This is a genomic window from Streptomyces sp. NPDC000151 (genome assembly GCF_040301705.1).
GTDB lineage: Bacteria > Actinomycetota > Actinomycetes > Streptomycetales > Streptomycetaceae > Streptomyces.
In genome coordinates this window covers 45,935-71,020 of record NZ_JBEPFC010000016.1, presented here as the reverse complement: position 1 = coordinate 71,020, position 25,086 = coordinate 45,935, and the positions used below count along the sequence as shown (strand labels likewise).

Annotated in this window: 24 protein-coding genes; 18 read left to right on the top strand and 6 right to left on the bottom strand. The window is 72.1% G+C overall.

The window, feature by feature from the left end; genetic code table 11:
• Nucleotides 1-31 precede the first annotated feature (31 nt).
• The gene (locus tag ABT381_RS08020; protein WP_351589443.1) at nucleotides 32-766 is read right to left on the bottom strand and encodes an MBL fold metallo-hydrolase; all 735 of its coding nucleotides are present in this window, start codon (nucleotides 764-766) and stop codon (nucleotides 32-34) included.
• Nucleotides 767-1,039: 273 nt separating this feature from the next.
• On the opposite strand from ABT381_RS08020, the gene hrcA reads away from it, so the two are divergent.
• The 4 genes from hrcA to ABT381_RS08000 all read left to right on the top strand — a co-directional run bounded on the left by hrcA (nucleotide 1,040) and on the right by ABT381_RS08000 (nucleotide 5,137).
• A complete protein-coding gene (gene hrcA, locus ABT381_RS08015) occupies nucleotides 1,040-2,056 on the top strand; it encodes a heat-inducible transcriptional repressor HrcA (RefSeq protein ID WP_351589440.1) in 1,017 nt (338 codons plus the stop codon).
• Entirely contained in the window at nucleotides 2,057-3,190 is a 1,134-nt protein-coding gene (dnaJ, locus tag ABT381_RS08010; RefSeq protein WP_351589437.1) for a molecular chaperone DnaJ, read from the top strand.
• Nucleotides 3,191-3,290: 100 nt separating this feature from the next.
• Nucleotides 3,291-4,397 (top strand): nitronate monooxygenase, encoded by a 1,107-nt coding sequence (locus ABT381_RS08005; RefSeq protein WP_351589434.1) that lies wholly within the window; start codon nucleotides 3,291-3,293, stop codon nucleotides 4,395-4,397.
• Nucleotides 4,394-5,137 (top strand): 16S rRNA (uracil(1498)-N(3))-methyltransferase, encoded by a 744-nt coding sequence (locus ABT381_RS08000; protein ID WP_351589431.1) that lies wholly within the window; start codon nucleotides 4,394-4,396, stop codon nucleotides 5,135-5,137. The genes ABT381_RS08005 and ABT381_RS08000 overlap by 4 nt, the downstream gene beginning before the upstream one ends.
• Before the next feature lie 49 nt (nucleotides 5,138-5,186).
• Here ABT381_RS08000 and ABT381_RS07995 read toward each other — a convergent pair whose 3' ends face one another.
• Nucleotides 5,187-5,615: an OsmC family protein gene (locus tag ABT381_RS07995; RefSeq protein ID WP_351589428.1), complete on the bottom strand. Its 429-nt coding sequence runs from the start codon at nucleotides 5,613-5,615 to the stop codon at nucleotides 5,187-5,189.
• Nucleotides 5,616-5,756: 141 nt separating this feature from the next.
• Between ABT381_RS07995 and ABT381_RS07990 the strand changes: the two genes are divergently transcribed.
• The 3 genes from ABT381_RS07990 to ABT381_RS07980 all read left to right on the top strand — a co-directional run bounded on the left by ABT381_RS07990 (nucleotide 5,757) and on the right by ABT381_RS07980 (nucleotide 7,932).
• Complete coding sequence (locus ABT381_RS07990; RefSeq protein ID WP_351589426.1) at nucleotides 5,757-6,548, top strand: hypothetical protein; 792 nt, start codon at nucleotides 5,757-5,759, stop codon at nucleotides 6,546-6,548.
• Nucleotides 6,549-6,615: 67 nt separating this feature from the next.
• Nucleotides 6,616-6,975, top strand: coding sequence for a histidine triad nucleotide-binding protein (locus tag ABT381_RS07985; protein WP_351589423.1), 360 nt, complete (start codon nucleotides 6,616-6,618; stop codon nucleotides 6,973-6,975).
• 33 nt (nucleotides 6,976-7,008) lie between these two features.
• On the top strand, nucleotides 7,009-7,932 hold the full coding sequence (locus ABT381_RS07980) for a ribonuclease Z (RefSeq protein WP_351589420.1): 924 nt from the start codon (nucleotides 7,009-7,011) through the stop codon (nucleotides 7,930-7,932).
• 42 nt (nucleotides 7,933-7,974) lie between these two features.
• Here ABT381_RS07980 and ABT381_RS07975 read toward each other — a convergent pair whose 3' ends face one another.
• Nucleotides 7,975-8,751 carry an HAD family acid phosphatase gene (locus ABT381_RS07975; RefSeq protein ID WP_351589417.1) on the bottom strand — a complete coding sequence of 259 codons (777 nt, stop codon included), beginning with the start codon at nucleotides 8,749-8,751 and terminating at the stop codon, nucleotides 7,975-7,977.
• 325 nt (nucleotides 8,752-9,076) lie between these two features.
• On the opposite strand from ABT381_RS07975, the gene ABT381_RS07970 reads away from it, so the two are divergent.
• The 6 genes from ABT381_RS07970 to ABT381_RS07945 all read left to right on the top strand — a co-directional run bounded on the left by ABT381_RS07970 (nucleotide 9,077) and on the right by ABT381_RS07945 (nucleotide 15,926).
• Nucleotides 9,077-10,003, top strand: a complete 927-nt coding sequence (locus ABT381_RS07970) for a 5-dehydro-4-deoxyglucarate dehydratase (RefSeq protein WP_351589414.1) — start codon at nucleotides 9,077-9,079, stop codon at nucleotides 10,001-10,003.
• A complete protein-coding gene (locus tag ABT381_RS07965) occupies nucleotides 10,000-11,334 on the top strand; it encodes a glucarate dehydratase family protein (RefSeq protein ID WP_351589411.1) in 1,335 nt (444 codons plus the stop codon). Before ABT381_RS07970 ends, ABT381_RS07965 begins: the two co-directional genes overlap by 4 nt.
• Nucleotides 11,335-11,344: 10 nt before the next feature.
• Nucleotides 11,345-12,580: an MFS transporter gene (locus ABT381_RS07960; protein WP_351589408.1), complete on the top strand. Its 1,236-nt coding sequence runs from the start codon at nucleotides 11,345-11,347 to the stop codon at nucleotides 12,578-12,580.
• A gap of 21 nt (nucleotides 12,581-12,601) precedes the next feature.
• Complete coding sequence (locus ABT381_RS07955) at nucleotides 12,602-13,687, top strand: S-(hydroxymethyl)mycothiol dehydrogenase (protein WP_351589405.1); 1,086 nt, start codon at nucleotides 12,602-12,604, stop codon at nucleotides 13,685-13,687.
• Entirely contained in the window at nucleotides 13,687-14,316 is a 630-nt protein-coding gene (locus ABT381_RS07950) for an MBL fold metallo-hydrolase (RefSeq protein WP_351589402.1), read from the top strand. The genes ABT381_RS07955 and ABT381_RS07950 overlap by 1 nt, the downstream gene beginning before the upstream one ends.
• A gap of 95 nt (nucleotides 14,317-14,411) precedes the next feature.
• Nucleotides 14,412-15,926 carry a hypothetical protein gene (locus ABT381_RS07945; protein ID WP_351589399.1) on the top strand — a complete coding sequence of 505 codons (1,515 nt, stop codon included), beginning with the start codon at nucleotides 14,412-14,414 and terminating at the stop codon, nucleotides 15,924-15,926.
• On the opposite strand, the gene ABT381_RS07940 is transcribed toward ABT381_RS07945, so the two are convergent.
• Nucleotides 15,916-17,226 carry a 6-phospho-beta-glucosidase gene (locus ABT381_RS07940; RefSeq protein ID WP_351589396.1) on the bottom strand — a complete coding sequence of 437 codons (1,311 nt, stop codon included), beginning with the start codon at nucleotides 17,224-17,226 and terminating at the stop codon, nucleotides 15,916-15,918. The two genes, ABT381_RS07945 and ABT381_RS07940, sit on opposite strands and share 11 nt — an antisense overlap.
• A gap of 199 nt (nucleotides 17,227-17,425) precedes the next feature.
• Between ABT381_RS07940 and ABT381_RS07935 the strand changes: the two genes are divergently transcribed.
• The 4 genes from ABT381_RS07935 to ABT381_RS07920 all read left to right on the top strand — a co-directional run bounded on the left by ABT381_RS07935 (nucleotide 17,426) and on the right by ABT381_RS07920 (nucleotide 21,828).
• A complete protein-coding gene (locus tag ABT381_RS07935; RefSeq protein WP_351589393.1) occupies nucleotides 17,426-18,562 on the top strand; it encodes a carbohydrate kinase family protein in 1,137 nt (378 codons plus the stop codon).
• 377 nt (nucleotides 18,563-18,939) lie between these two features.
• On the top strand, nucleotides 18,940-19,995 hold the full coding sequence (locus ABT381_RS07930) for a PhoH family protein (protein ID WP_351589390.1): 1,056 nt from the start codon (nucleotides 18,940-18,942) through the stop codon (nucleotides 19,993-19,995).
• An 11-nt stretch (nucleotides 19,996-20,006) separates the two neighbouring features.
• Nucleotides 20,007-20,504 (top strand): rRNA maturation RNase YbeY, encoded by a 498-nt coding sequence (gene ybeY, locus ABT381_RS07925; RefSeq protein ID WP_351589387.1) that lies wholly within the window; start codon nucleotides 20,007-20,009, stop codon nucleotides 20,502-20,504.
• 4 nt (nucleotides 20,505-20,508) lie between these two features.
• Entirely contained in the window at nucleotides 20,509-21,828 is a 1,320-nt protein-coding gene (locus ABT381_RS07920) for a hemolysin family protein (RefSeq protein WP_351589384.1), read from the top strand.
• A 10-nt stretch (nucleotides 21,829-21,838) separates the two neighbouring features.
• Here ABT381_RS07920 and ABT381_RS07915 read toward each other — a convergent pair whose 3' ends face one another.
• Entirely contained in the window at nucleotides 21,839-22,462 is a 624-nt protein-coding gene (locus ABT381_RS07915) for a class I SAM-dependent methyltransferase (RefSeq protein ID WP_351589381.1), read from the bottom strand.
• Between the two features lie 93 nt (nucleotides 22,463-22,555).
• A complete protein-coding gene (locus tag ABT381_RS07910; RefSeq protein WP_467754669.1) occupies nucleotides 22,556-24,046 on the bottom strand; it encodes an MFS transporter in 1,491 nt (496 codons plus the stop codon).
• 134 nt (nucleotides 24,047-24,180) lie between these two features.
• Here ABT381_RS07910 and ABT381_RS07905 point away from each other — a divergent pair, with 134 nt between their 5' ends.
• Complete coding sequence (locus ABT381_RS07905) at nucleotides 24,181-25,002, top strand: helix-turn-helix transcriptional regulator (protein ID WP_351589378.1); 822 nt, start codon at nucleotides 24,181-24,183, stop codon at nucleotides 25,000-25,002.
• The last annotated feature ends 84 nt before the right edge of the window (nucleotides 25,003-25,086 follow it).

Below are 25,086 nucleotides of genomic sequence, written 5' to 3'. Positions count from 1 at the left end.
CGATATGCGGGCGGCGTGTCGCCCGTGCGGGCTACCCGGGCGACACGCCGAAGCGGCGGGCCAGCCCCTCGCGCTGGGTGCGGACGAAGCGGGCATCCACGACGGCGCCGTGGCCCGGGACGTAGCGGGCGTCCTCGCCGCCGAGGGAGAGGAGCCGGTCCAGCGCGGCCGGCCAGCAGGCGGGGAGCGCGTCGGGCCCGGCCTGCGGCTCGCCCGACTCCTCGACGAGATCGCCGCAGAACACCACCTCGGGCCCGCCCGAGGTGCCCTGCACGCACACCGCCAGGTCGTGCGCGCTGTGCCCGGGACCCACGTTCGCCAGCAGGACGTGCCGGTCGCCCAGGTCCAGCGTGCGTTCGCCGCAGACCGCGTGCTGCGGGACCACGAGGGTGTCCACCGCCTCGGCCGCCGCGTCCGGGTCGGCCCCGTTCCGTACCGCGTCGGCGAGCAGCGCCTCCGGCTCGCGGCGCAGCAGCTCGCCCATGCCGGTCGCGCCGAAGACCGTCACACCCGCGAACGCCGCCGTGCCCAGTACATGATCGAAGTGCGGGTGGGTGAGTGCGATATGGGTCACCTCACGGCCCAGTACGCCACGGACCTGGCGGCGCAGCTCGGCGCCCTCGGCCAGCCCGGACCCGGTATCGACCAGGAGGACGCCGGTGGTACCGGCCACGACGCCGACCGTGGCGTCCCAGTGCGGCAGCCGGCGCCTGGCGACCCCGTCGGCGAGCCGCTCCCACCCTGCCTCTTCCCAACTCGTGCGCATACCGCGACGCTAGCCCGTATAGCGCGAAATCGCCCGCGGCCGACCGGCTGACCTGGGCGTATCCGGGGGACACGGAGCCGCCGCGGCGCGATACGGTGGCCCGCCGGGCCGCGTGCCGCGGTGCCCGGCCTTGCCCTGGCCGTGCTACCCGGCCGTACACTGGTTCAGGGTTTGGCACTCGGACCGGTCGAGTGCCAGGGACAGCCGGCCGGACCCCGGCCGGGCAGGCGGCCACAGAGGCCAGGGGAGAGCGCGGGACTGGAGGTGTACGCGATGCTCAGCGAACGCAGACTCGAAGTGCTGCGTGCCATCGTCCAGGACTACGTGGGCACCGAGGAGCCCGTCGGCTCCAAGGCGCTCACGGAGCGCCACCGGCTCGGCGTCTCGCCGGCCACGGTCCGCAACGACATGGCCGCGCTGGAGGACGAGGGTTTCATCGCCCAGCCTCACACGAGCGCGGGCCGTATCCCCACCGACAAGGGCTACCGCCTCTTCGTCGACAAGCTGGCGGCCGTCAAGCCGCTCTCCGTCCCGGAACGCCGGGCGATCCACAGCTTCCTCGACAGCGCGGTGGACCTCGACGACGTCGTGGCCCGTACGGTACGGCTGCTCGCGCAGCTGACCCGGCAGGTCGCGGTGGTCCAGTACCCCTCGCTGACCCGGTCCACCGTCCGGCACGTCGAGCTGCTGTCGCTGGCCCCGGCCCGGCTGATGCTCGTCCTGATCACGGACACCGGACGGGTCGAGCAGCGCATGATCGACTGCCCGGCGCCGTTCGGCGAAACGTCCCTGGCGGACCTGCGGGCCCGGCTGAACAGCCGGGTCGTGGGCCGCCGCTTCACCGACGTCCCGCAGCTGGTGCAGGACCTTCCCGAGTCCTTCGAGGCGGAGGACCGGGGCACGGTCTCGACAGTGCTGTCGGTGTTGCTGGAGACTCTGGTGGAGGAGACCGAAGAGCGGCTGATGATCGGCGGTACCGCCAATCTCACGCGCTTCGGACATGATTTCCCGCTGACGATCCGGCCGGTGCTGGAGGCACTTGAGGAGCAGGTCGTGCTGCTCAAGCTGCTGGGAGAGGCGAAGGATTCGAGCATGACCGTGCGCATCGGGCACGAGAACGCTCACGAAGGCCTCACTTCCACATCGGTCGTCGCAGTCGGCTACGGTTCGGGCGACGAGGCAGTCGCCAAACTCGGCGTGGTCGGACCGACCCGCATGGACTACCCCGGAACGATGGGAGCGGTACGCGCAGTGGCACGTTACGTCGGACAGATCCTGGCGGAGTCGTAAGTGGCCACGGACTACTACGCGGTCCTCGGTGTCAGCCGCGACGCCTCGCAGGACCAGATCAAGAAGGCTTTCCGGCGGCTGGCGCGCGAGCTGCACCCGGACGTGAACCCGGATCCCAAGACCCAGGAGCGGTTCAAGGAGATCAACGCCGCTTACGAGGTGCTGTCGGACCCGCAGAAGAAGCAGGTCTACGACCTCGGCGGCGACCCGATGTCCCAGGGCGGCGGCGCCGGCGGTGCCGGCTTCGGCGCGGGCTTCGGCAACTTCTCCGACATCATGGACGCGTTCTTCGGCACGGCGTCGCAGCGCGGGCCGCGCTCGCGCACCCGCCGCGGCCAGGACGCCATGATCCGGCTGGACGTGGAGCTGCACGAGGCCGCGTTCGGTACGACCAAGGACATCCAGGTCGACACGGCGGTCGTGTGCACGACCTGCTCCGGCGAGGGCGCGGCGCCCGGCACGTCGGCGCAGACCTGTGACATGTGCCGCGGGCGTGGCGAGGTCTCGCAGGTCACCCGGTCCTTCCTGGGCCAGGTCATGACCTCGCGGCCGTGCCCGCAGTGCCAGGGCTTCGGCACGGTCGTGCCGACCCCGTGCCCCGAGTGCGCGGGCGACGGCCGCATCCGGTCCCGCCGCACGCTCACGGTCAAGATCCCGGCCGGTGTCGACAACGGCACCCGCATCCAGCTCGCGGGCGAGGGCGAGGTCGGCCCCGGCGGCGGCCCGGCCGGCGACCTGTACGTCGAGATCCACGAGGTCGCGCACCCGGTCTTCCAGCGGCGCGGCGACGACCTGCACTGCACGGTCACGATCCCGATGACCGCGGCGGCGCTGGGCACGAAGTGTCCGCTGGAGACGCTGGACGGGGTACGGGACGTCGACATCCGGCCCGGCACCCAGTCCGGGCAGTCGATCCCGCTGCACGGCTGCGGCATCACGCACCTGCGCGGCGGCGGTCGCGGCGACCTGATCGTCCACGTCGAGGTCCAGACCCCGGGCAAGCTCGACGCCGAGCAGGAGGAGCTGCTGACCCGGCTCGCCAAGCTGCGCGGCGAGGAGCGGCCCACCGGGCAGTTCCAGCCGGGCCAGCAGGGACTGTTCTCGCGCCTCAAAGACGCCTTCAACGGGCGGTAGGCAGTAAGGCCGGGGGGCCGGGGTGGTCCCCCGGGAAGGCACTGCGCGGCACGGTCGCCCCGATTCAAGGGGCGGCCGTGCCGCGTGACACGATGTGGTCATGCCCACCGCGCTGACCGATCTGTGCCGCCATCCGATCGTGCAGGCCCCCATGGCGGGTGGCGCCTCGTGTCCCGAGCTGGCCGCCGCCGTCAGCACGGCCGGCGGCCTGGGCTTCCTCGCGGCCGGATACAAGACGGCCGACGGCATGTACCAGGAGATCAAGCAGCTGCGCGGGCTGACCGACCGCCCCTTCGGCGTGAACCTCTTCATGCCGCAGCCCGAGCTCGCCGACGCGGCCGCCGTCGAGGTCTACCGCGAACAGCTCGCGGGCGAGGCCACCTGGTACGAGACGGAGCTCGGCGACACCGCGGGCTCCGCCGACGACGGGTACGACGCCAAGCTCGCCGTCCTGCGCGAGGACCCCGTGCCGGTGGTCTCCTTTACCTTCGGCTGCCCCGGCCGCAAGACGCTGCAGGCCCTCGACCGGGTCGGCACGTACACCGTCGTCACCGTCACCACGGCCGCCGAGGCGCGGGCCGCGCAGGAGGCGGGCGCACATGCCGTGTGCGTCCAGGGCACAGAGGCGGGCGGCCACCAGGGCACGCACCGCGACGACCCGCACAGCGACGGCACCGGCGCGGGCTTCGGCCTGCTCACGCTGATCGCCGAGGTCCGCGAGGCCGTCCGGCTGCCGGTGATCGCCGCGGGCGGGCTGATGCGCGGCGCGCAGGTCGCCGCCGTACTGGCGGCGGGCGCGGCCTCGGCCCAGCTCGGCACGGCCTTCCTGGCCTGTCCCGAGTCCGGCGCCCACCCGCTGCACAAGCGGGCCCTGACCGACCCCCTGTTCACCCGTACGGAGCTGACCCGGGCGTTCTCCGGGCGCCCGGCCCGCGGCCTGGTGAACCGTTTCCTGCGCGAGCACGGCCCGTACGCCCCGGCCGCCTACCCGGCCGTCCACTACCTCACCTCCCCGGTACGCAAGGCCGCCGCCAAGGCCGGCGACCCGCAGGCCATGAGCCTGTGGGCGGGCCAGGGCCACCGGCTGGCCCGGCGGCTGCCCGCGGGCGAGCTGGTGGAGGTACTGGTGGCCGAACTGGCCGCCGCACGCGACATGTCGAACCCCTCCGGCGCCGCCGGAACCGGACCCCTCGGGAGTGCCTCGTGACCGCCCCGGTCTTCCTCGTCGACTCGCTGGCCGGCGCCGCGCCCGGCGCGACCCTGACCCTGGACGGCCCGGAAGGGCGGCACGCGGTGTCGGTGCGGCGGCTGCGCGCCGGCGAGGAGATCGTGCTGACGGACGGCGCGGGCACCGGCGCTTACGGAACGGTCGCCGCGGTCGAGGGCAAGGACCGGCTCGACGTCGCGGTGACGGACGTACGGACCGAGGAGGCGCCGCGGCCGCGCCTCACCGTCGTACAGGCGCTGCCCAAGGGCGACCGCGGCGAACTGGCCGTGGAGACCATGACCGAGACCGGCGTGGACGCGATCGTGCCGTGGCAGGCGTCGCGTTGTGTGACGCAGTGGAAGGGCGAGCGGGGCGCCAAGTCGCTGACGAAGTGGCGCAATACGGCGCGCGAGGCCGGGAAGCAGGCGCGCAGGCTGACGTTCCCCGAGGTCGCGGCGGCGGCGTCGACGAAGGACGTGGCCGAGCTGCTGTCCGGCGCCGCCTTCGCCGCCGTGCTGCACGAGGAGGGCAGCGAGCCGCTCGCCCGCGCCGAACTCCCCGCCGACGGCGGCATCGTGCTCGTCGTCGGCCCCGAGGGCGGCGTCTCGCCCGAGGAGCTGGAGCTGTTCGCGGCGGCCGGCGCGAAGCCGTACCGGCTGGGGGCGAGCGTGCTGCGCACCTCCACGGCCGGCACGGCCGCCACGGCACTGCTGCTGGGGCGTACGGGCCGCTGGAACTGACCGCGGGCCGGTTCGGCGCGAGGAGCGCGGAACCGGCCGGTGCGGGGCGTCAGACCAGCGTCGCGTCGAGCGTGATGTTCTTGACGCCCGCCAGAGCCTGGCTGACGGGGCAGTTCTTCTTGGCGTCCTCGGCCGCGGCCTGGAAGTCCGCCTCCGAGAGACCGGGGACGCGGGCCTTGACGGTCAGCGCGATGGCGGTGATGCCCTCGCCCGGCTGGAACGTGACGTCGGCCCGGGTGTCGACCGTCTCGACGGTATAGCCCTGGCCTGCCAGGCCGTGCGAGAACGCCATGGAGTAGCAGGAGGAGTGGGCCGCGGCGATCAGCTCCTCGGGGCTGGTCTTCCCGCCGGGCTCCTCGGCGCGGGCCGGCCAGCTCACGTCGTACGTACCGACCTTGGAGGAGTCCAGGGCGACCTGGCCCTTGCCCTCCATCAGGTTGCCTTCCCAGTGGGTCCTGGCCGTGCGCGTCGTTGCCATGATGGGTCGCTCCCGTATGTGGCGGAACCTGGTACTGAACGGCCCAGGTTAGTGACGATCCGGGCGGGCGGGGGAGCGCCGCGCGGAGTTGGCCGGAGCGGGCCTGTCGGGCCGTACGGCGGCGGTGGCACGCTGCGGGGCATGACGGGACGCGTGCGGGGCCGTTGGTTACGGGCGTTGGCAGCGGCGGGGGCCGCGGGGGTGGTGGCTGCCGGAACGGCGGCGTGCGAGCCGACCGGCTACTCCAACACCTCGGCGATAGCGGTGACCACCGACCGCCAGGGGACCCGGGCGCTGGAGTGGGAGAAGGTCGACGTGCGGTGGCTGAGCTGCACGGCGTCGGCGCCGAACGGCGGCGCGCCGGAGCCCAGGGGAACGGCCGACACCGGCCCGGACACCTCGGGCGGCCTCACCCGGGTCGACTGTCAGGGCCAGACCGCCAGTGGCGAGCGGATCACCATCCGCGGACTGGTGACCAGGGAGGTCAGCGGCCGGTGCGTGGAGGGCAGCGGCCTGGTCGCCCGGGTCGGGAACCGGGTGATCTTCCGTACGAACACCATCGGCAACTGCAACGCCCCGGCGTCCGACGCCTCGTCGAGCCCCGCCAACCCGGACAACAGCGGGGGCGGCGGAAGCGACGACGACGACGGTGGGAACAGCGACGACAGCGGGAACAGCGGCGGTGGGAGCGACGACGGGAACGGAGGGAACGGCGACCGTCACGACGACGGTAAGTGGCAGGACGACGGCAAGTGGCACGACGGCAACCACGACGACTGCCCGGACGGCGACAAGAACGACGCCCACGGCGACCACGGCGACGACGGCCACGACGACGGCAAGTGGCAGGACGACGGCAAGTGGCACGACGGCAAGGACGCCCACGGGGACGGCAACGGGGACGCCCACGACGACCGCGCGGCACGCCAGTAACCGCCGTCGCGCCCCGGATCGGTACGATCAGGTCGTACGAGCCGACGATCCGTGAGGAGCGCACCCGGTGGCGGGAGAACCGCAGGCCGACTGCCTGTTCTGCAAGATCGTGGCGGGCGAGGTGCCCGCGACGATCGTCCGAGAGACCGACACGACCGTCGCCTTCCGCGACATCAACCCCCAGGCGCCCACCCACGTCCTGGTGATCCCCAAGGTCCACCACCCGGACGCCGCGTCCCTGGCCACCGCCGAGCCGCAGGTCGCCGCCGACGTGCTGTGCGAGGCGCGCAAGGTCGCCGAGGAGGACAAGGTCGACGGCACCGGCTACCGCATCGTCTTCAACACCGGCACCGGCGCGGGCCAGACCGTCTTCCACGCGCACGCCCACGTGCTCGGCGGCCGCGGCCTCAACTGGCCGCCCGGATAAGGCGCGGCGAGGTCACGGGAGCGGATCAGCACCTTGTCCGTACGCGAACTGGTCGTCCTCGGCACCGCCAGCCAGGTGCCCACCCGGCACCGCAACCACAACGGCTATCTGCTGCGCTGGGACGGCGAGGGCCTGCTCTTCGACCCCGGCGAGGGGACGCAGCGCCAGATGCTGCGCGCCGGGGTGGCCGCGCACGACATCAACCGGCTGTGCGTCACGCACTTCCACGGTGACCACAGCCTGGGCCTGGCCGGGGTGATCCAGCGGATCAACCTCGACCGGGTGCCGCATCCCGTCACCGCCCACTACCCCGCGAGCGGGGCGCACTTCTTCGAGCGGCTGCGCTATTCGACGGCGTACCGGGAGACCGTCCGGCTGGGCCAGGAGCCGGTCACCGGCGACGGCGGCACCCTCGCCGGGACGCCCGCCTACATGCTCACCGCGCGCCGCCTCTCGCACCCCGTCGAGTCCTACGGCTACCGTCTCCAGGAGCCGGACGGGCGGCGGATGCTGCCCGAGCGGCTGGCCGAGCACGGCATTTCCGGGCCCGAGGTGGGCCGGCTGAGCCGGGAGGGCGCGGTCGTCCGGGAGGACGGCCGGACGGTCACCCTGGAGGAGGTCAGCGAGGTACGGCCGGGCCAGTCGTTCGCGTTCGTGATGGACACCCGGCTGTGCGCGGGCGCGCACGAGCTCGCGGCGGGCTGCGACATGCTCGTCATCGAGTCCACGTTCCTGGACGGCGACCGGCAGCTGGCCGCCGAGCACGGCCACCTGACGGCGGGCCAGGCGGCCATGGTCGCGCGCAACGCCGGCGTCCGGCATCTGGTGCTCACGCACTTCTCGCAGCGGTACACCGACCCGTCGGAGTTCGAGCGGGAGGCCCGGGAGACGGGCTACGACGGCGAACTGACGGTGGCCAGGGACCTGTTGCGGGTCCCGCTGCCGAAACGGCGCTGAGTACCTGAGCACCTGCGTGCCCGGGTACCTCCGGGGTGCCCGCTACGGCAGGTAGTACATCGGGTTCGGCAGCTTGAAGGTGCGGTCCGCGTAGCCGCCCTGCAGGTCGGAGTGCTGGTCACCGAAGTTGGCGACGATGTCGTACCCCTGCGACTCGATGTGCTTGCGGGTGCCGGACTTGTACTCGATGGTGGAGCAGCCGGCGCCGCAGGACAGGTAGGACGGCGGGTTTTCCTTGTCCTTGAGGTAGACGTGCCCGCGGTCGAGCGGGACGTCGTAACCGACGTTCTTCAGGTTGCGGACGCTCCAGTCGCGCTGGCCCTCCTTGCGGCCGGTCACGAAGAAGACCTCGTAGCCCTTCGCGCGGGCGTGGTTGACCAGCGCGTCCATCCCGAAGACCGGCTCCATGTCATGGCTCTTCAAGTACGCGTCCTGGGCCTTGTCGCTGAAGGCGAAGCCGGTCTGCAGCTCGAAGTTGTACGTGAGCAGCGTGGTGTCGTCCATGTCGAGGACGATGGCGGGCTTGCCCGAGCCGTGCTGGTTCCGCGCGGCGCCGTCCAGGTAGCGCCGCGCCTTCGTCTCGATGCCGTGGACCTGGCGGGCGTAGTTGCTCTTCGGGGAGGCGTAGTGCTCCCCGTCGGCGGTGACGGTGTCGCCGTAGTACGCCTTGATCTTGTCCTGGACCTGGGTGAGGTTCGGAATCTCCTTGTCCGAGCGCGGGACGGAGTGTTCGGCGGTGGCCTGGCCGACGCCGAACGCGGTGGTGGCGGCGACGGCCGCCGCGGCGGCGACGGCGCCCAGGCGCGCGCGGAAACGCATGTGGTTCTCCTGCGGAGTTGGGGGCGGAAAGGGGGACCCCGTAGATCTAGCAGGCGTTGCTTCTGCGTATCTACGCGCGGAGATTAAATCGTTGGCAAAGCATTGCCGGGGCGGTCGCGGGGTTGTCGCGGGCGGTTGCGGGATGCGCGGAGTGGCCGCGGATGCCGGTACGGACTGTCCGCGGGTGTCCGTACCGGCATCCGTGGGTGTCCGTACCGGCATCCGTGGGTGTCCGTACCGGCTGTCCGCGCCCTTGACGGCTGTGATGCCCGTCTCTAGCCTCCATTCTCATCCGTGGACGCCATTTACATATGGAGACAGGTTCATGACGGTCGTCGAACGCTTGCGCGCGGGTATGGCCCGCGGCGTGCTGTCCTTCCCCCTCACCTCCTTCACCGACGACGGCGCACTGGACCTGCCCGCGTACCGCGACTACCTCGCGAGCCGGATCGCCGCCGGGCCCGGCGCGCTCTTCCCGGCCTGCGGCACGGGCGAGTTCTTCTCGCTGGACGAGGACGAGTACGGCCGGGTGATCCGGGCCGCCGTCGAGGTGGCGGACGGGCGGCTGCCGGTCGTCGCCGGCGTGGGCTACGGCTGGGCGCAGGCCGCGCGGTTCGCCAGGATCGCCGAGGACGCCGGCGCCGACGCGGCGCTGCTGATGCCGCACTACCTCGTCAAGGCACCGCAGGAGGGCCTGGTCGCCCAGGTGCGCGAGGTCGCGTCCCGCACCCGCCTGCCGCTGATCGCCTACCAGCGCGACCACGTCACCTTCACCGCCGACAGCGTCCGCCGGATCGCGGAGATCCCCGGCGTCATCGGCCTCAAGGACGGCCACAGCGACCTGGACCGGCTGCAGCGCGGCAAGCTCGCCGCGCCCGACGGCTTCCTGTTCTTCAACGGCGCCGCCACCGCCGAACTGCAGGCGCGCGCCTACGCGAGCCTGGGCATCACCGCGTACTCCTCCGCCGTGCACGCCTTCGCGCCCGAGATCGCCGGCGCGTTCTTCACGGCGCTCGGCGAGCACGACGACGCCACCGTCGAGAAGCTGCTGACCGGCTTCTACATCCCCTTCGTCGAGCTGCGCGACCGGGTGCCCGGGTATGCGGTGTCGCTGGTCAAGGCCGCGGCCCGGCTGCGCGGGCTGCCCGTCGGCCCCGTACGCGCCCCGCTCACCGACCCGTCCCCCGCCGACCTCACCGACCTCGCGGCGCTCCTGGAGCGCGGCCTCGACCTGGTAGGAGCCACCCGATGACGACCGCAGCGGACCCGACCGGCAGCGCCCCGGCCCACCGCGACCTGAGCATCAGCGAGGTCCGGCTGACGCCGATCCTGGTCGCCGACCCGCCGCTGCTCAACACCCAGGGCGTGCACCAGCCGTACACTCCCCGGCTGATCATCGAGGTGGTCACCGAGGGCGGCGTGACCGGCCTCGGCGAGACCTACGGCGACACCAAGTACCTCGACATCGCCCGGCCGCTGGCCGAGGTGGTGCGCGGCCGCTCGGTCACGGATCTGAACGCGCTGCCCGAACTCGCGGCCGAGGCGTGCGGCGACTCGCCGGACGCGACCGCGGCGGGTGCGGTGGACGTCGGCGGGCTGCGCGGCGTCCAGACCGCCGACAAGCTGCGCCTCTCCGTCCTCTCCGGCTTCGAGGTCGCCTGCCTGGACGCCTGGGGGAAGGCCGCGGGACTGCCCGTGCACGCCCTGCTCGGCGGCAAGGTCCGCGACCGCGTCGACTACAGCGCGTACCTCTTCTACCGCTGGGCCGAGCACCCGGGCGGCCGCGGCGAGCCCGACGACTGGGCGGCGGCCACCGACCCGGCGGGCGTGGTCGCGCAGGCCCGCCGCCTCGCCGACACCTACGGCTTCCGCTCGTTCAAGCTCAAGGGCGGGGTCTACGAGCCGGCCGAGGAGATCGCCGCGGTCCGCGCGCTGGCCAAGGAGTTCCCCGGGCAGCCGCTCCGCCTGGACCCCAACGGCGCCTGGTCGGTTGCGACCTCGCTCAAGGTGGCCGACGAGCTGACGGACGTACTGGAGTACCTGGAGGACCCGGCGAGCGGCACGGACCGGATGGCGCAGGTGGCGGCCCGTACGGAGATACCGCTCGCCACCAACATGTGCGTGACGACCTTCGACGAGATCGCCGAGGCGTTCACCCGCGGCGCCGTCCAGGTCGTCCTCTCCGACCACCACTACTGGGGCGGCCTGCGCAACACCCGTGAACTGGCCGCGATCTGCCGCACGTTCGGCGTCGGCGTCTCCATGCACTCCAACACCCATCTCGGCATCAGTCTCGCCGCGATGACGCACGTCGCGGCCACCGTGCCCAACCTCCACCACGCCTGCGACAGCCACTACCCCTGGCAGACCGAGGACGTCCTCACCGAGCGGATCGCCTTCAAGAACGGCGCCGTCGCGGTCACCGACACCCCGGGACTGGGCGTCGAACTCGACCGCGACCGGCTCGCCGCGCTGCACCGGCGCTGGCTGGACGACGACGGCAGCCAGCGCGACCGGGACGACGCGGCGGCGATGCGGATCGCCGACCCGGAGTGGACGACTCCGGCCGTGCCGCGCTGGTGATTCCGACCAGTTGCGCGCCGACGTCGGACTGTCGGCCTCCGCCTTCGGGTTCGGCGCCGGCCTGTTCTTCATCGCGTACGCGATCTTCGAGGTCCCCAGCAACATGCTCATGGAGCGGTTCGGGCCGAAGGTCTGGCTCACCCGCATCATGATCACCTGGGGTCTGGTGGCCGCCGCGATGGCCTTCGTCACCAGCGCCGAGATGTTCTACGTCCTGCGCTTCCTCCTCGGCGTCGCCGAAGCGGGCTTCTTCCCGGCCGTCATCTACTACTTCACCCGCTGGCTGCCCGACTCCGACCGCGGCCGGTCCACCGCGATCTTCCTCATGGGCTCCGGCACCGCCTCCGTCATCGCAGGCCCGGTCTCCGGCGCGCTGCTGGAGATGCACGGTCTGCTGGGCCACAGCGGCTGGCAGTGGATGTTCTTCATCGAAGGCATCGCCTCCGTCGTGCTCGGCCTGGTCGTCTACCGCTTCCTGGACTCCCGGCTGGAGGACGCCACCTGGCTGTCGGACGCCGAGAAGACGGGCCTGACCGCGGCGATCGACGCCGAACAGGCCGCCCGTACGCAGGACCGCGGCACCGCCGCCGTCTCCCGCTGGAAGCTGCTCGCCGACCCCCAGATGCTCCTCTTCTGCTGGCTGTACTTCGCCATCTCCATCGCCCTGTACGCCGTCACCTTCTGGCTGCCGAGCATCGTCGACGACATCGGCGGGCTCTCGGAGTTCGAGGTGGGGCTGCTGGTCGCGGTGCCCTGGCTGTGCGCGATCGCGGCGGTGTACGTCACGGGGCGGCTCTTGGACCGTACGGGCAAGCGCCGCCCGTTCCTCGTCGGCATGCTGCTGCTGGGCGCGGTGGGCACCCTCCTCGCCACCCTGGTCTCCCCGTGGCTCGCGCTCGGCGCGCTCTGCCTGGCCGCCATGGGCTTCAAGACCTCCTCGCCGGTCTTCTGGACCATCCCGCAGAGCTACCTGGACGCCCGGATCGCCGCCCCCGCGATCGCGCTCGTCAACTCGCTGGGCAACCTCGGCGGCTTCGTCTCACCGACCGCTTTCGGCCTCTTGGAGGACGCCACCGGCTCCACGCGCGGCGGCCTGATCGGCCTCTCCGTCGTCGGCGTCCTCGCGGCGGTGACGGTGGCCCTGGTCCGCGGCGGCGGACGCAATGACCGGCGCCGGGCCCCGGGGTGTCGCCCTCTGGGCGGGAATGCGGGTAACGCGTACGGTATGGGTCCGTCCCGTACGTGATCATCGAGAGGGGCCGCCCCCATGGCACAGCAAGTACGCGGAGTGATCGCACCCGGCAAGGACCAGCCGGTGCGCGTCGAGACCATCGCCGTGCCGGACCCGGGCCCCGGCGAGGCCGTGGTCCAGGTCCAGGCGTGCGGTGTGTGCCATACGGACCTGCATTACAAGCAGGGCGGGATCAATGATGAGTTCCCGTTTTTGCTGGGGCATGAGGCGGCGGGGGTGGTGGAGTCGGTGGGTGAGGGCGTCACGGACGTCGTCCCGGGTGACTTCGTGATTCTGAATTGGCGTGCGGTGTGCGGGCAGTGTCGGGCGTGTCTGCGGGGGCGTCCGCAGTACTGCTTCGATACGCACAATGCGCGGCAGAAGATGACCTTGACGGACGGTACTGAGTTGTCGCCGGCGCTGGGCATTGGTGCGTTTGCGGAGAAGACGCTGGTGGCGGCGGGGCAGTGCACGAAGGTGGATCCGGCGGTGTCGCCCGCCGTGGCCGGGCTGCTGGGGTGTGGGGTGATGGCCGGTATCGGTGCGGCGATCAATACCGGCAACGTGGGTCGGGGTGACTTGGTTGCCGTGATCGGTTGTGGTGGGGTCGGTGATGCGGCGATTGCGGGTGCCCGATTGGCGGGTGCTGCGAAGATCATCGCGGTGGATATCGACGACCGGAAGCTGGCGACCGCCAAGACGATCGGTGCCACGCACACGGTGAACTCCAAGACCGTGGACCCGGTTGAGGCGATCCGTGAGCTGACCGGTGGCTTCGGGGCGGATGTCGTCATTGAGGCGGTGGGGCGTCCGGAGACGTACAAGCAGGCGTTTTACGCCCGGGATCTGGCCGGGACTGTCGTGTTGGTGGGGGTGCCGACGCCGGAGATGATGTTGGAGTTGCCGTTGCTGGATGTGTTCGGGCGGGGTGGGGCGTTGAAGTCGTCCTGGTACGGGGATTGTCTGCCGTCTCGTGATTTCCCGATGCTGGTCGATCTGCATCAGCAGGGGCGGATCGATCTCGGTGCGTTTGTGACGGAGACGATCGGGATCGAGGACGTGGAGAAGGCGTTCGCGCGGATGCATGAAGGCGACGTTCTCCGTTCGGTGGTGGTGCTGTGATGGCGGCGCGCATTGAGCAGTTGGTCACCTCCGGGACGTTCTCCCTCGACGGGGGGACATGGGAGGTGGACAACAATGTGTGGATCGTCGGGGACGACGAGGAAGCGGTGGTCATTGATGCCGCGCACGACGCCGAGGCCATCCTCGCGGCGCTCGGCGGGCGGCGGCTGCGTGCCGTGCTCTGTACGCACGCGCACGACGACCACATCGACGCGGCGCCCGCGCTGGCGTCCCGTACCGGTGCCATGATCCATCTCCACCCCGACGATCTGCCGCTGTGGAAGCTGACCTATCCGGGCAGCCCTCCGGACCGGGAGCTGACGGACGGGCAGGTGCTGACCATCGCCGGTACGGATCTCACCGTGCTGCACACGCCGGGGCACGCGCCCGGCGCGGTCTGTTTCCACGCGCCCGATCTCGGGGTCGTCTTCAGCGGGGACACGCTGTTCGCGGGCGGACCCGGCGCGACCGGGCGGTCGTTCTCGGATTTCCCGACCATCGTCGAGTCGATCCGGAAGCGGCTGCTGACCCTGCCGCCGCAGACGAAGGTGCTCACCGGGCACGGTGACCCGACGACCATCGGGGACGAGGCACCGCACCTGGAGGAATGGATCGCGCGCGGCCACTGAACGAGGGCCGCGCCGGCGTCGCTTGCTACCGGTTTTCGAACCTTTGCGCCGCTATCCCATGCGTACCGGGAGGGGGGCCGGTTACCGTGCTCCGTATGGCAATCAGCACCGCACCGACCGCTCACGGCTACGCCTTGCTGATCGCCGCCGATCCGCCGGTCCGCCGGCCGCTGCCGGCGACCGCCGCGCTGCCGCAGCTGGCGGCCGTCCCGCCGGCGCGGCTCGTAGGCGCTCCGTACGCCAGCGCCGTGCAGCTGGCGAACCCCGACGACCCGAACACGGTGCTGACCCACATCCGTACCGCGGCCGCCGTCGAGGGGCCGTTGCTGGTCTACGTCGCGGGGCACCTCCAGGTCGACGCGCGGCAGGGCAGGCCGCATCTGGCGCTGGCCCGGACCGTGCCCCGCACGGTCCGGTACACCGCGCTGCCGTGGCACTGGCTCGCCGCGGAACTGCAGCACCGTCCGCCGGGCAGTACGACGGTACTGGCCGACCTGGCGGCGGCGCCGGAGGTCTGGCACGACCTGGGCACGGGGAAGCTGTCGCTGGGCGGACCGTTCCTGCTGTACGGCACGGTGCAGCGGAGCGACAAGCGGCACCAGCCCGCGCCGGCGTACACACATGCCCTCGCGCGGGCGCTGCGGGCGGGGACGGGCGCGGTGCGGCCCGGTATGGAGGAGCTGCACGGGTGGGCGGCACGGGAGGCCGGGCTGAACGGTGCGGTGACGTTGTGGCTGGCGCCGGAGGGTGCGGGGGCGGGGGTGCAGACGCCGGCACCGAGACCCATACAGGTACCGAGTCCGGTGCAGGCACCGAGTCCCCTGCAGGCGCCGAGTCCGGTGCAGGCACCGAGTGCGGCGCCCGTGCCGAGTCCGGTTCCTGAGCCGAGTCCGGTTCCTGAGCAGGGTCCTGCGCCTGTGGCTGCACCGGCTGCCGCGCCCGAGCCTGCACCCGCGCCTGCCCCGGCGCCTGTGCCGGCTTCGGCGCCCGCGCCTGCCCCGGATCTCACGCCGGCTTCGGCGCCCGCTCCCGCCCCGGCTCCCACGCCCGAGTTCACTCCGGCTCCCACGCCCGAGTTCGCCCCGGCTCCCGCGCCCGCGCCCGCTCCGGTGCCCGCGCGGCCCACGCGGCCGCCGATTCCCGTGGTGGCCGCCATACCCCCGGTGCCCGGTGCGGCGCCTGCCGTCGATCCGCACCATGCCGTGTTCGCCGCTGCCGCGGCCGGGCGGCACGGGGAGGCCGCCGCGATGGCCGCGGCCTGGGAGCAGGCGGCCCTCCGGAGCCACGGGCCGGTGTCGCCCGAGGCGGTGCACTGGATCGAGGTACAGGCGGAGCTGGCCCGGCAGGCCGACGAGCCGGTGCGGGCGAGCGGGCTGTGGATGCGGTCCGCGCACGTCCGGCTGGCCGGCGGGCAGAGCGAGACGCACCCCGAGGTCACGGCCGCCGTCGACCGCGCCCACCACTGCTGGCACCAGGTCAGCAACAGCGAGGAGGTGCGGAAGCTGGGCGTGGAGCTGGCGAACCTGCGGACCCGAGTACCCGGCAGGAGCGGCGCCCGCGACGACGTACAGCGCCGCCTCGCCGCCCTGGCGGAGTCCGTCAGCCGCTGACCCGCTCCAGGATGCGGGCGGCCACCGCCGGTGAGTCCACCAGAGGGTGCAGCGCGAGCGCCCGTAGGGCCGCGTCGCGCTCCTTGAAGACGGCGGCCTCCACCGTCGCCCGTTCCACCGCCTTCAGCTGGAGCATCAGCCCCAGTTGGTCGTTGCGGAGCGGGGCGCACGGCAGCGGCCGGGCGCCGTCCGCGCCCACCTCGCACACCGTCTCGATGATCGCTTCGGGGGCGAGCGCCGGCACGGTCGTACCGTTGCGCACGTTCAGGATCAGCCGGGCCCGCCGGTCGCCCGCGATCGCGTGCATCAGGGCCAGCGCCACCCGGTCGTACCCGCCGCCCTCCAGGTCGCAGCTGTCGCGCTGCCAGCCGCCGCTGGCCTCCCGGCTCTCCGCCATGTACGTCTCCTCGCGCTCCAGACGCGTGCGCTCCCACAGCGCGTACGCGTCCTCCGGGCGCTCGGCCGCCGCCTCGAAGAAGCCGCCCTGCTGCCGGTCGAGGAAGGCACCGCGGGTCTCGTCCGCCTCCCGTACGGAGGCGAGCGTCTCGCGGCGGAAGTAGTAGTAATGCAGGTACTCGTTGGGGAGTGCGCCCAGCGCGCGCAGCCAGTCCGCGCCGAAGAGCCGGCCCTCCTCGAAGGACGCGAGCGCTTCGGGGTCGGCGAGCAGCCCGGGGAGCAGGTCGCGGCCCCCGGAGCGCAGCGACCGTAGCCACCCGAGGTGGTTCAGCCCCACGTAGTCGTACGTCACCGTGTCCGGATCGGCGCCCGCCGCCCGCGCGGCCCGGCGCACCAGGCCCACCGGCGAGTCACAGATGCCGATCACCCGCTCGCCCAGCACCTCCGCCATCGCCTCGGTGACCATCCCGGCGGGATTCGTGAAGTTGATGACCCAGGCGTCCGGGGCCAGCGCCGCGGCCCGCTCGGCGATGTGCAGCGCCACGGGGATGGTGCGCAGCCCGTAGAGCACGCCGCCCGCGCCCACCGTCTCCTGGCCGAGCACGCCCTCGGCGAGCGGGACGCGCTCGTCGGCGACGCGCCCCGCGGTGCCGCCGACCCGGATCGCGGAGAAGACGAAGTCCGCGCCGCGCAGGGCGTCGTCGAGGTCCGTCGCGAGCCGCACCCGCACCGGCCGCTCCCGGCCCGCCGCCTGCCGCTCCAGTACGGCCGCGATGACCCGCAGCCGGACCGGATCGGTGTCGTACAGCGTCACCTCCGTCACGGCGTGCGAGGGGTCGTCGAGCAACGCGCGGTGGACCAGCGGCACCCGGAAGCCGCCACCACCGAGAATCGTGAGCCTCATGGGCCGGAACGTACCGCACGAAGGTGCGTCACAAGCCGCACGAAGGAGCGCCGCAAGCCGCGCGAAGGTTGTACGAACGTGTGCCGGAAGCCGCCCCGCTCGCAGCCATCGCCACCCCTGATCCGGCACACTGGCGTGACGTGCACGGACGAAAGGGGCAGGCAAGGTGAGCGCTCACAGCGGAGAACAGTTCGCTCCCATGAGTCCCACGCCGGCGGTGCTCGATCCGCTCGCCGCCGTACGCGGGCCGCAGGACCCGGCCACGGACGTCTACCTCACCGGCACGGTCTTCCTCGACATCATCTTCACCGGGCTGGACTCGGCGCCGGTCCGCGGCACCGAGTCCTGGGCGCGCGGGATGGGATCGAGCCCCGGCGGGGTCGCGAACATGGCGACCGCGCTGGCCCGCCTCGGGCTGCACACCTCGCTGGCGGCGGCCTTCGGGGACGACATGTACGGCGAGTACTGCTGGGACGCGCTGCGCCGGGGCGAGGGCATCGATTTGTCGATGTCGCGGAAGGTGCCCGGGTGGCACTCGCCGGTGACGGTCTCCATGGCGTACGAGGGCGAGCGCACGATGGTGTCGCACGGGCACGAGGCGCCGCCGCCGGAGTCCGCCTTCGACGGGGCGCACGCGCCGGGGTGCCCGCCCGCCTCGCGCGCCTGCGTCGCGTCGCTCGTGCCGGGGCGACGGGAGGGCTGGCTGGGCTGCGCGGCGGACCGCGGCGCCCGGATCTTCGCGGACGTGGGCTGGGACGACACCGGGCGCTGGGACCCGGCCGACCTCGCCGACCTCGAACACTGCGAGGCGTTCCTGCCGAACGCCGAGGAGGCGATGCGGTACACGCGTACGGACTCGCCGCAGGCCGCCGCCCGTAAGCTCGCCGACCTGGTGCCGGTCGCGGTGGTCACCATGGGTTCGCGGGGCGCCTGCGCGGTGGACGCGCGTACCGGCGAGAGCGCCGAGGTGCCGGCGATCGCGGTGGAGGCGCTGGACCCCACGGGCGCGGGCGACGTCTTCGTGGCGGGCTTCGTCACGGGCACGCTCGCGGGCTGGCCGCTGGCCGACCGGCTGGCGTTCGCGGGCCTGACGGCGGCGCTGTCGGTGCAGGAGTTCGGCGGCTCGCTGTCCGCGCCCGGCTGGTCGGAGATCGCCGCGTGGTGGCAGCAGGTACGGGATCACCACACGGAGTCCGTGGACGGGCTCGCGGCACCCGGCGGCGGGCTCCCGCTGCGGGAGCGGTACGCGTTCCTGGAGGGCGTACTGCCGGCCGCGTACCGCCAGTGGCCCCTGGCCCGCGCCCTCCCCACGATCGGCTTCCGCCGCTCCGGCTAGCGGTTCCACGCCTCCGCGCAGGGGCGACGACGGATGCCCGCCGACCCGTGACGACGGATGCCCGCCAATCTGTGACGACAGATGCTTCCCGGCCCTTTTGGGTAACCCCTGGCCCCTTTGGGTAACCCCTGAGCAAGGGGGCCACCCGCGTTCGATTCGCCCCGTAGGCGAGCCCGAGCCGACGCCCACCTCGAGCCCGAGCCGACGCCCGCCCCGGCCCCGCGTAGGCCCCCCTCTGGCTCCCGTCGGCCCCTCCAGCACCCCTCCTCGAAAAGTTCTCCGTCGATGTCGGTGGCGCGTCGTACCCTGGACGTGCTCAGGAGAGCCGCAGGCATCGCTACGTAGAAATGGGGATCAGCAGGCCACAGAGCCGGCCCATGACGCAGACACCCACCAATCAGCAGGCGCGCGCCCAGTTCACCGTCCCCTCCAAGCACCCCATGGTCACGGTCCTGGGATCCGGGGACTCATTGCTGCGCGTGATCGAGAACGCCTTCCCGGCGGCCGACATCCACGTCCGTGGCAATGAGGTCAGCGCCGTCGGAGATGCCGAGGACGTCGCGCTGATCCAGCGCCTGTTCGACGAGATGATGCTGGTGCTCCGCACCGGACAGCCGATGACGGAGGACGCAGTGGAACGTTCGATCGCCATGCTGCGCTCGGCGGAAGACGGCGAGAGCGGGACGAGCGAGACCCCCGCAGAGGTGCTCACGCAGAACATCCTCTCCAACCGGGGCCGCACGATCCGTCCCAAGACGCTGAACCAGAAGCGGTACGTCGACGCCATCGACCAGCACACGGTCGTCTTCGGCATCGGCCCCGCCGGTACGGGCAAGACCTACCTCGCCATGGCCAAGGCGGTGCAGGCCCTGCAGTCCAAGCAGGTCAACCGCATCATCCTGACCCGGCCCGCGGTCGAGGCGGGCGAGCGCCTGGGCTTCCTGCCCGGCACGCTCTACGAGAAGATCGACCCGTATCTGCGCCCGCTCTACGACGCGCTGCACGACATGCTCGACCCGGATTCGATTCCCCGGCTGATGGCCGCGGGCACGATCGAGGTCGCGCCGCTGGCGTACATGCGCGGTCGCACGCTGAACGACGCGTTCATCATCCTGGACGAAGCGCAGAACACCAGCCCCGAGCAGATGAAGATGTTCCTCACCCGCCTCGGCTTCGACTCGAAGATCGTGATCACGGGTGACGTGACGCAGATCGACCTGCCCGGCGGCACGAAGAGCGGTCTGCGGCAGGTGCAGGAGATCCTGGAGGGCGTCGAGGACGTCCACTTCTCGCGCCTCACCAGCACCGATGTCGTCCGGCACAAGCTGGTCGGCCGTATTGTCGACGCGTACGAGCAGTACGACAGCCGCAACGGCCAGAACGACGGTCGCTCCGGTCAGAACGACAGCCGCAGCCGCAACAGGAAGTCTTGAGCAGTCACACGATGGCAATCGACGTCAACAACGAGTCCGGTACGGACATCGACGAGCAGGCGGTCCTGGATGTCGCCCGCTACGCACTCGCCCGGATGCGCATCCACCCGCTGTCCGAGCTCTCGGTCATCGTCGTCGACGCCGACGCCATGGAGCAGCTCCACATCCAGTGGATGGACCTTCCAGGGCCGACCGACGTGATGTCCTTCCCGATGGACGAGCTGCGGCCGCCGGCCAAGGACGAGGAGGAGCCCCCGCAGGGGCTGCTCGGCGACATCGTGCTCTGCCCCGAGGTCGCCAAGAAGCAGGGCGAGGAGGCGCCGACCGGGCACTCCATGGACGAGGAGCTGCAGCTGCTCACCGTCCACGGCGTCCTCCACCTCCTCGGGTACGACCACGAGGAGCCGGACGAGAAGGCCGAGATGTTCGGGCTGCAGGCCGCGATCGTCGACGGCTGGCGGGCCGAGCGCGGCATCGAGGGTCCGTCCCCGGCACCCACCACCCGGTGACGCGGTGTCCGTCCAGCTGATCGCCGTGGCGGTCCTCCTCGTCGTGGTCGCCTGGCTCGCCGCCTGCGCGGAGACGGGCCTCGCCCGCACGACCAGCTTCCGCGCCGAGGAGGCCGTACGGTCGGGGCGGCGCGGCAGCGCGAAGCTCGCGGCCGTCGCCGCGGATCCGACGCGGTATCTCAACGTCGCGCTGCTGGTGCGGGTCGGCTGCGAGATGGCCGCCGCGGTCGTCGTCACCTATGGGTGCGTGCAGCGGTTCGCGGAGACGTGGGAGGCGTTGACCGTCGCCATCGCGGTGATGGTGCTCGTGTCGTACGTCGCGGTGGGGGTTTCCCCGCGCACGATCGGTCGGCAGCATCCGCTGAACACGGCGACGGCCGCCGCGTACGTCCTGCTGCCGCTGGCCCGCATCATGGGCCCCGTACCGCAGCTGCTGATCCTGCTGGGCAACGCGCTCACGCCCGGCAAGGGCTTCCGCAAGGGCCCCTTCGCCTCCGAGGCCGAGCTGCGCGCGATGGTCGACCTCGCGGAGCAGGAGTCGCTGATCGAGGACGAGGAGCGCCGCATGGTGCACTCGGTCTTCCAGCTCGGTGACACGCTCGTGCGCGAGGTGATGGTGCCGCGGACCGACCTGGTCTCGGTCGAGCGCTTCAAGACCATCCGCCAGGCGCTCACGCTCGCGCTGCGCTCCGGGTTCTCGCGCATCCCCGTGACGGGCGAGAGCGAGGACGACGTGGTGGGCGTGGTGTACGTGAAGGACCTCGCCCGGAAGGTGCACATCAGCCGGGACGCGGAGACGGAGCTGGTGTCGACGGCGATGCGGCCCGCGGCGTTCGTGCCGGACACGAAGAACGCGGGTGATCTGCTGCGGGAGATGCAGCGGGACCGCAATCACGTGGCCGTGGTGATCGATGAATACGGCGGTACGGCCGGGATCGTCACCATCGAGGACATCCTGGAGGAGATCGTCGGGGAGATCACCGACGAGTACGACCGCGAGCTGCCGCCCGTGCAGGAGCTGGGCGACGGCCGCTATCGGGTCACGGCCCGCCTCGACATCGGCGACCTCGGCGAGCTGTATGGCCTGGAGCTGGACGACGAGGACGTGGAGACGGTCGGCGGGCTGCTGGCCAAGCGGCTGGGGCGGGTACCGATCGCGGGGGCGCAGGCGGAGGTCGACCTCTCCGAGGACGCCGTGGATCCGTCCCTCAAGGCGCTGCGGCTCACGGCGGAGTCGCCCGCGGGGCGGCGGAACAAGATCGTTACGGTGCTGGTGGAGCCGGTCGGCGTGGGCGCCGGGGGCGCCGGGAGCACCGACGGCTAGTGGGCTACGGCTAGCGGGCTACGGCTGTGCCGAGGGAGTCGGCGCCCATGGGCTTGGGGGCGCCCTTCTCGTAGAACGTCTCGACAGCTGTGATCGTGAAGCCTGCTGACTTCAGCATGTCGGCTATCGGCCGGGTGAGGTGGCAGCCGCCGAAGAGGCGTTTGTTGAGGGGTTCCAGGCGGCGCTGCCATTGGCGTACGGACTCGTCCGTGTCCGGGGCCAGGCCGTGTTCGAGGAAGTGCAGGGTGCCGCCCGGCTTGAGGACCCGCCGGACCTCGCGGAGGGCGGCCTCGGCGTCGGGGATGGTGCACAGCGTCCAGGTGGAGAGCGCGGCGTCGAAGCGGTTGTCCTCGAAGGGGAGGGACTGGCCGTCCAGGCCGGCTCGGTGGACGGGCGTACGGGATGCGCGGATGCGGGTGGTGGCGAGTTCCCAGCCCAGGTCGGAGGGTTCCACGGCGGCGACGGTGGTGACGGCCGGAGGGTAGAAGGGCACGTTGTGGCCCGTGCCGAAGCCGATCTCGACGATGTCGCCGCGGAGGTTCTTGCAGACCTCGCGGCGCAGGGGCTGGGCGGGTTTCACCCCGCAGGCGAGGTTGATGATGTGCGGGAGTACGCGTTCTGTGTACATGCCCATGCGGACCGCCTCCGTCTTCCGCTTTCCAGCGTAGGCGGGCGGGCGGTCCGCTGCTCGGGGCATGGACGCGGGCGCTGAGCGGGGGCCGTGGCGTCAGACCGTCCGGCGGCGCAGGCCGAAGGCCACCAGGGCGGCTACGGCGAGCAGGATCGCCGCGTCCGTGGCCAGGCCCAGGCGGACGCCGCCGAGAGTTGCCTCGGCGAAGCCGGCGCCACCCGCGCGGAGCGCGGACACGTGGGACGAGGCCAGGGCGCTGAGCAGGGGGATGCCGATGGTCATGCCGATCTGCTGGGCGCTGGTGACCAGCCCCGTGGCCAGGCCCTGTTCGTGGTCGGGAAGGCCGGACGTCGCGGTGACGCCGTAGGAGACGATCACCCAGAGGTGGCCGAGGGAGGCGAGGGTGACGCCTGCCATGGCGAGCCAGGCGGAGCCGGAGCCCGTACCCAGGCCGAGGAGCGAGGCGGTCAGTGCGGCCTGGATGAGGAGGCCGGCCAGGAGGGTGCGGCGGGCGCCGAGGCGGGCGATCAGGCGGGGAGCCACGATGCCGGCCAGCGCGGAGACGACGCCCTGGACGCCGAAGACCAGGCCGGTGCGGAAGGGCGAGAGGTGCAGCACCTGCTGGAGGTACAGCGTCAGGAGGAAGACGACGGTGGTCATCATCGAGACGGTGGCGAGCCCTGCGAGGTTGCCGAAGGCCACGGTCGGGCGGCGGAGCATGGGCAGCGACACGAGCGGCTCGGGGGAGCGGGACTCGACGAGGACGAAGGCGATGAGCAGTACGGCGCCCAGGGCGAGGGTGCCGAGGACATCGGCGTGGGCGAAGCCGTCGGCCGCCGCGGTGGAGAGGGCGTAGATCAGGGACAGGAGGCCGCCGGTGACGGTGAGCGCGCCGGGGACGTCGATACGGGGGCGGTCCGGGCGGCGGCTCTCCGTCAGGAGCGCGGGGGCCAGGGCCAGGATGGCCAGGCCCGCCACGGCCAGCAGGCCCATCGTCGAGCGCCAGCCGAGGGAGTCGGTGAGGACGCCGCCGAGCACCATGCCGACGGTGAAGCCCATGGACAGCAGCGTGCCGCTGACGCCCAGGGCACGCTCGCGCTGCGGGCCCTCGGCGAAGGTGGTGGTGAGCAGGGACATGCCGGCCGGGACGATGACGGCCGCGCCGATGCCCTGGAGCGCGCGGCCCGCGAGGAACGCCGCGGGTGACCAGGCGAGGGTGGCGAGGACGGAGGCCGCGGCGAAGAGCGCGAGGCCGGTGAGGAAGAGCCGGCGCCGTCCGTAGAGGTCGGCGATCCGGCCGGACAGGAGGAGGAAGCCGCCGGACGGGAGGGCGAAGGCGGTGACCGCCCACTGCAGGTTTGCCTGGCCCATGCCGAGGTCCGCGCCCAGTACGGGCAGCGCCACGTTCAGGATCGAGAAGTCCAGGGCGACGAGGAACTGGGCTGCGCACAGGACGAGGAGGATGAGCTTGGCCCGGCCCGTCATCCGGGTCGCGGTGGGGGTCGGAGCGGATTCCCGTACGGCGTCGGACGCGGTCGGGGCGGATTCCCGTACGGGGGCGGGCGGGGCGATCGTCTCGGTTGGCATGAGGCGAGCCTCGTGGATCGGAATAACCGGTGGGGAGCGGCAACTTATCGTGGTGTTCCGAGCACCAGGCAGCACGAGGGGGAGCGATGGCAGCACGGACGGCAGGACGCCGTGAGGAATTGCGGGAGTTTCTGATGGCGCGTCGGGCGCGGGTCAGCCCGGCCGAGGCGGGGCTGCCCGACGGCGGGCGGCGGCGTACGCCGGGGCTGCGCCGCGAGGAGGTCGCGGTGCTCGCCGGGGTCGGGGCCTCCTGGTACCAGTGGCTGGAGCAGGGCCGGGACATCAGCGTCTCGCCGCAGGTACTGGACGCGGTGGCGCGCGTGCTCCGGCTGCGCGACGCCGAGCGCCGCCATCTGTATGTGCTGGCCGGTCTGAACCCTCCGCTGCTGCGCTCCGAGTACGACGGGGACCCGATCTGCGACGGTCTGCAGCGGATGATCGACGCCTGGCTGCCGTTCCCGGCGCACATCATGGACCCGTACTGGAACACCGTCGCGTACAACGAGGCGTCGCGGCTGGTGATGGGGCACGGGCAGCCGGGCGTCTCGTCGAACTGCATGATCGCCTACTTCACCGACCCGGTCTACCGGGTCCGCGCGAAGAGCTGGGAGCGGAACGCGCCGCAGGTCGTCGCCCAGTACCGCGCGGCCTGTTCCGAACGGCCCGGCGACGAGGGCTTCGCCGAGGTCGTACGGGAGGTGTCCGCGGCGAGCGAGGAGTTCGCGCGGCTGTGGGCGCGGCAGGACGTCACGGTGGGCGGCCAGCTGCCCAAGGAGATGGAGCACCCGATGGTGGGCACGCTGCGGTTCGAGTCCACGCAGCTGCGGGTGCCGTCCCGGCAGGACCTGACCGTGGTGATGCACAACGCCCAGGCCGACGGCGAGACAGAGGCGAAGCTCCGCCGCCTCGCCTCCCCCGAGGGCCGCCGCGGCGGCATGTACTCGGTGGCCGGCTGAACCAACGACGCCCCCGTCACCCGCACCCGCGGAGGTACGCAAGCCCCCTCGTCGCCCCCGGCCAAGCGCAGCGGATAGGCTCCG

Excerpts from the sequence above, each read along its gene's own strand:
- ABT381_RS07935 (WP_351589393.1), top strand. The coding sequence starts at position 17,426 with ATGAGTCCCACGCCGGCGGTGCTCGATCCGCTCGCCGCCGTACGCGGG.
- ABT381_RS07965 (WP_351589411.1), top strand. The coding sequence starts at position 10,000 with ATGACGACCGCAGCGGACCCGACCGGCAGCGCCCCGGCCCACCGCGAC.
- ABT381_RS08005 (WP_351589434.1), top strand. The coding sequence starts at position 3,291 with ATGCCCACCGCGCTGACCGATCTGTGCCGCCATCCGATCGTGCAGGCC.
- ybeY (WP_351589387.1), top strand. The coding sequence starts at position 20,007 with ATGGCAATCGACGTCAACAACGAGTCCGGTACGGACATCGACGAGCAG.
- ABT381_RS07910 (WP_467754669.1), bottom strand. The coding sequence starts at position 24,046 with ATGCCAACCGAGACGATCGCCCCGCCCGCCCCCGTACGGGAATCCGCC.
- ABT381_RS07995 (WP_351589428.1), bottom strand. The coding sequence starts at position 5,615 with ATGGCAACGACGCGCACGGCCAGGACCCACTGGGAAGGCAACCTGATG.
- ABT381_RS07950 (WP_351589402.1), top strand. The coding sequence starts at position 13,687 with ATGGCGGCGCGCATTGAGCAGTTGGTCACCTCCGGGACGTTCTCCCTC.
- ABT381_RS07970 (WP_351589414.1), top strand. The coding sequence starts at position 9,077 with ATGACGGTCGTCGAACGCTTGCGCGCGGGTATGGCCCGCGGCGTGCTG.
- ABT381_RS07975 (WP_351589417.1), bottom strand. The coding sequence starts at position 8,751 with ATGCGTTTCCGCGCGCGCCTGGGCGCCGTCGCCGCCGCGGCGGCCGTC.
- ABT381_RS07930 (WP_351589390.1), top strand. The coding sequence starts at position 18,940 with ATGACGCAGACACCCACCAATCAGCAGGCGCGCGCCCAGTTCACCGTC.
- ABT381_RS07915 (WP_351589381.1), bottom strand. The coding sequence starts at position 22,462 with ATGGGCATGTACACAGAACGCGTACTCCCGCACATCATCAACCTCGCC.
- ABT381_RS07990 (WP_351589426.1), top strand. The coding sequence starts at position 5,757 with ATGACGGGACGCGTGCGGGGCCGTTGGTTACGGGCGTTGGCAGCGGCG.
- ABT381_RS07940 (WP_351589396.1), bottom strand. The coding sequence starts at position 17,226 with ATGAGGCTCACGATTCTCGGTGGTGGCGGCTTCCGGGTGCCGCTGGTC.
- ABT381_RS07945 (WP_351589399.1), top strand. The coding sequence starts at position 14,412 with ATGGCAATCAGCACCGCACCGACCGCTCACGGCTACGCCTTGCTGATC.
- hrcA (WP_351589440.1), top strand. The coding sequence starts at position 1,040 with ATGCTCAGCGAACGCAGACTCGAAGTGCTGCGTGCCATCGTCCAGGAC.
- ABT381_RS07955 (WP_351589405.1), top strand. The coding sequence starts at position 12,602 with ATGGCACAGCAAGTACGCGGAGTGATCGCACCCGGCAAGGACCAGCCG.
- ABT381_RS07905 (WP_351589378.1), top strand. The coding sequence starts at position 24,181 with ATGGCGCGTCGGGCGCGGGTCAGCCCGGCCGAGGCGGGGCTGCCCGAC.
- ABT381_RS08020 (WP_351589443.1), bottom strand. The coding sequence starts at position 766 with ATGCGCACGAGTTGGGAAGAGGCAGGGTGGGAGCGGCTCGCCGACGGG.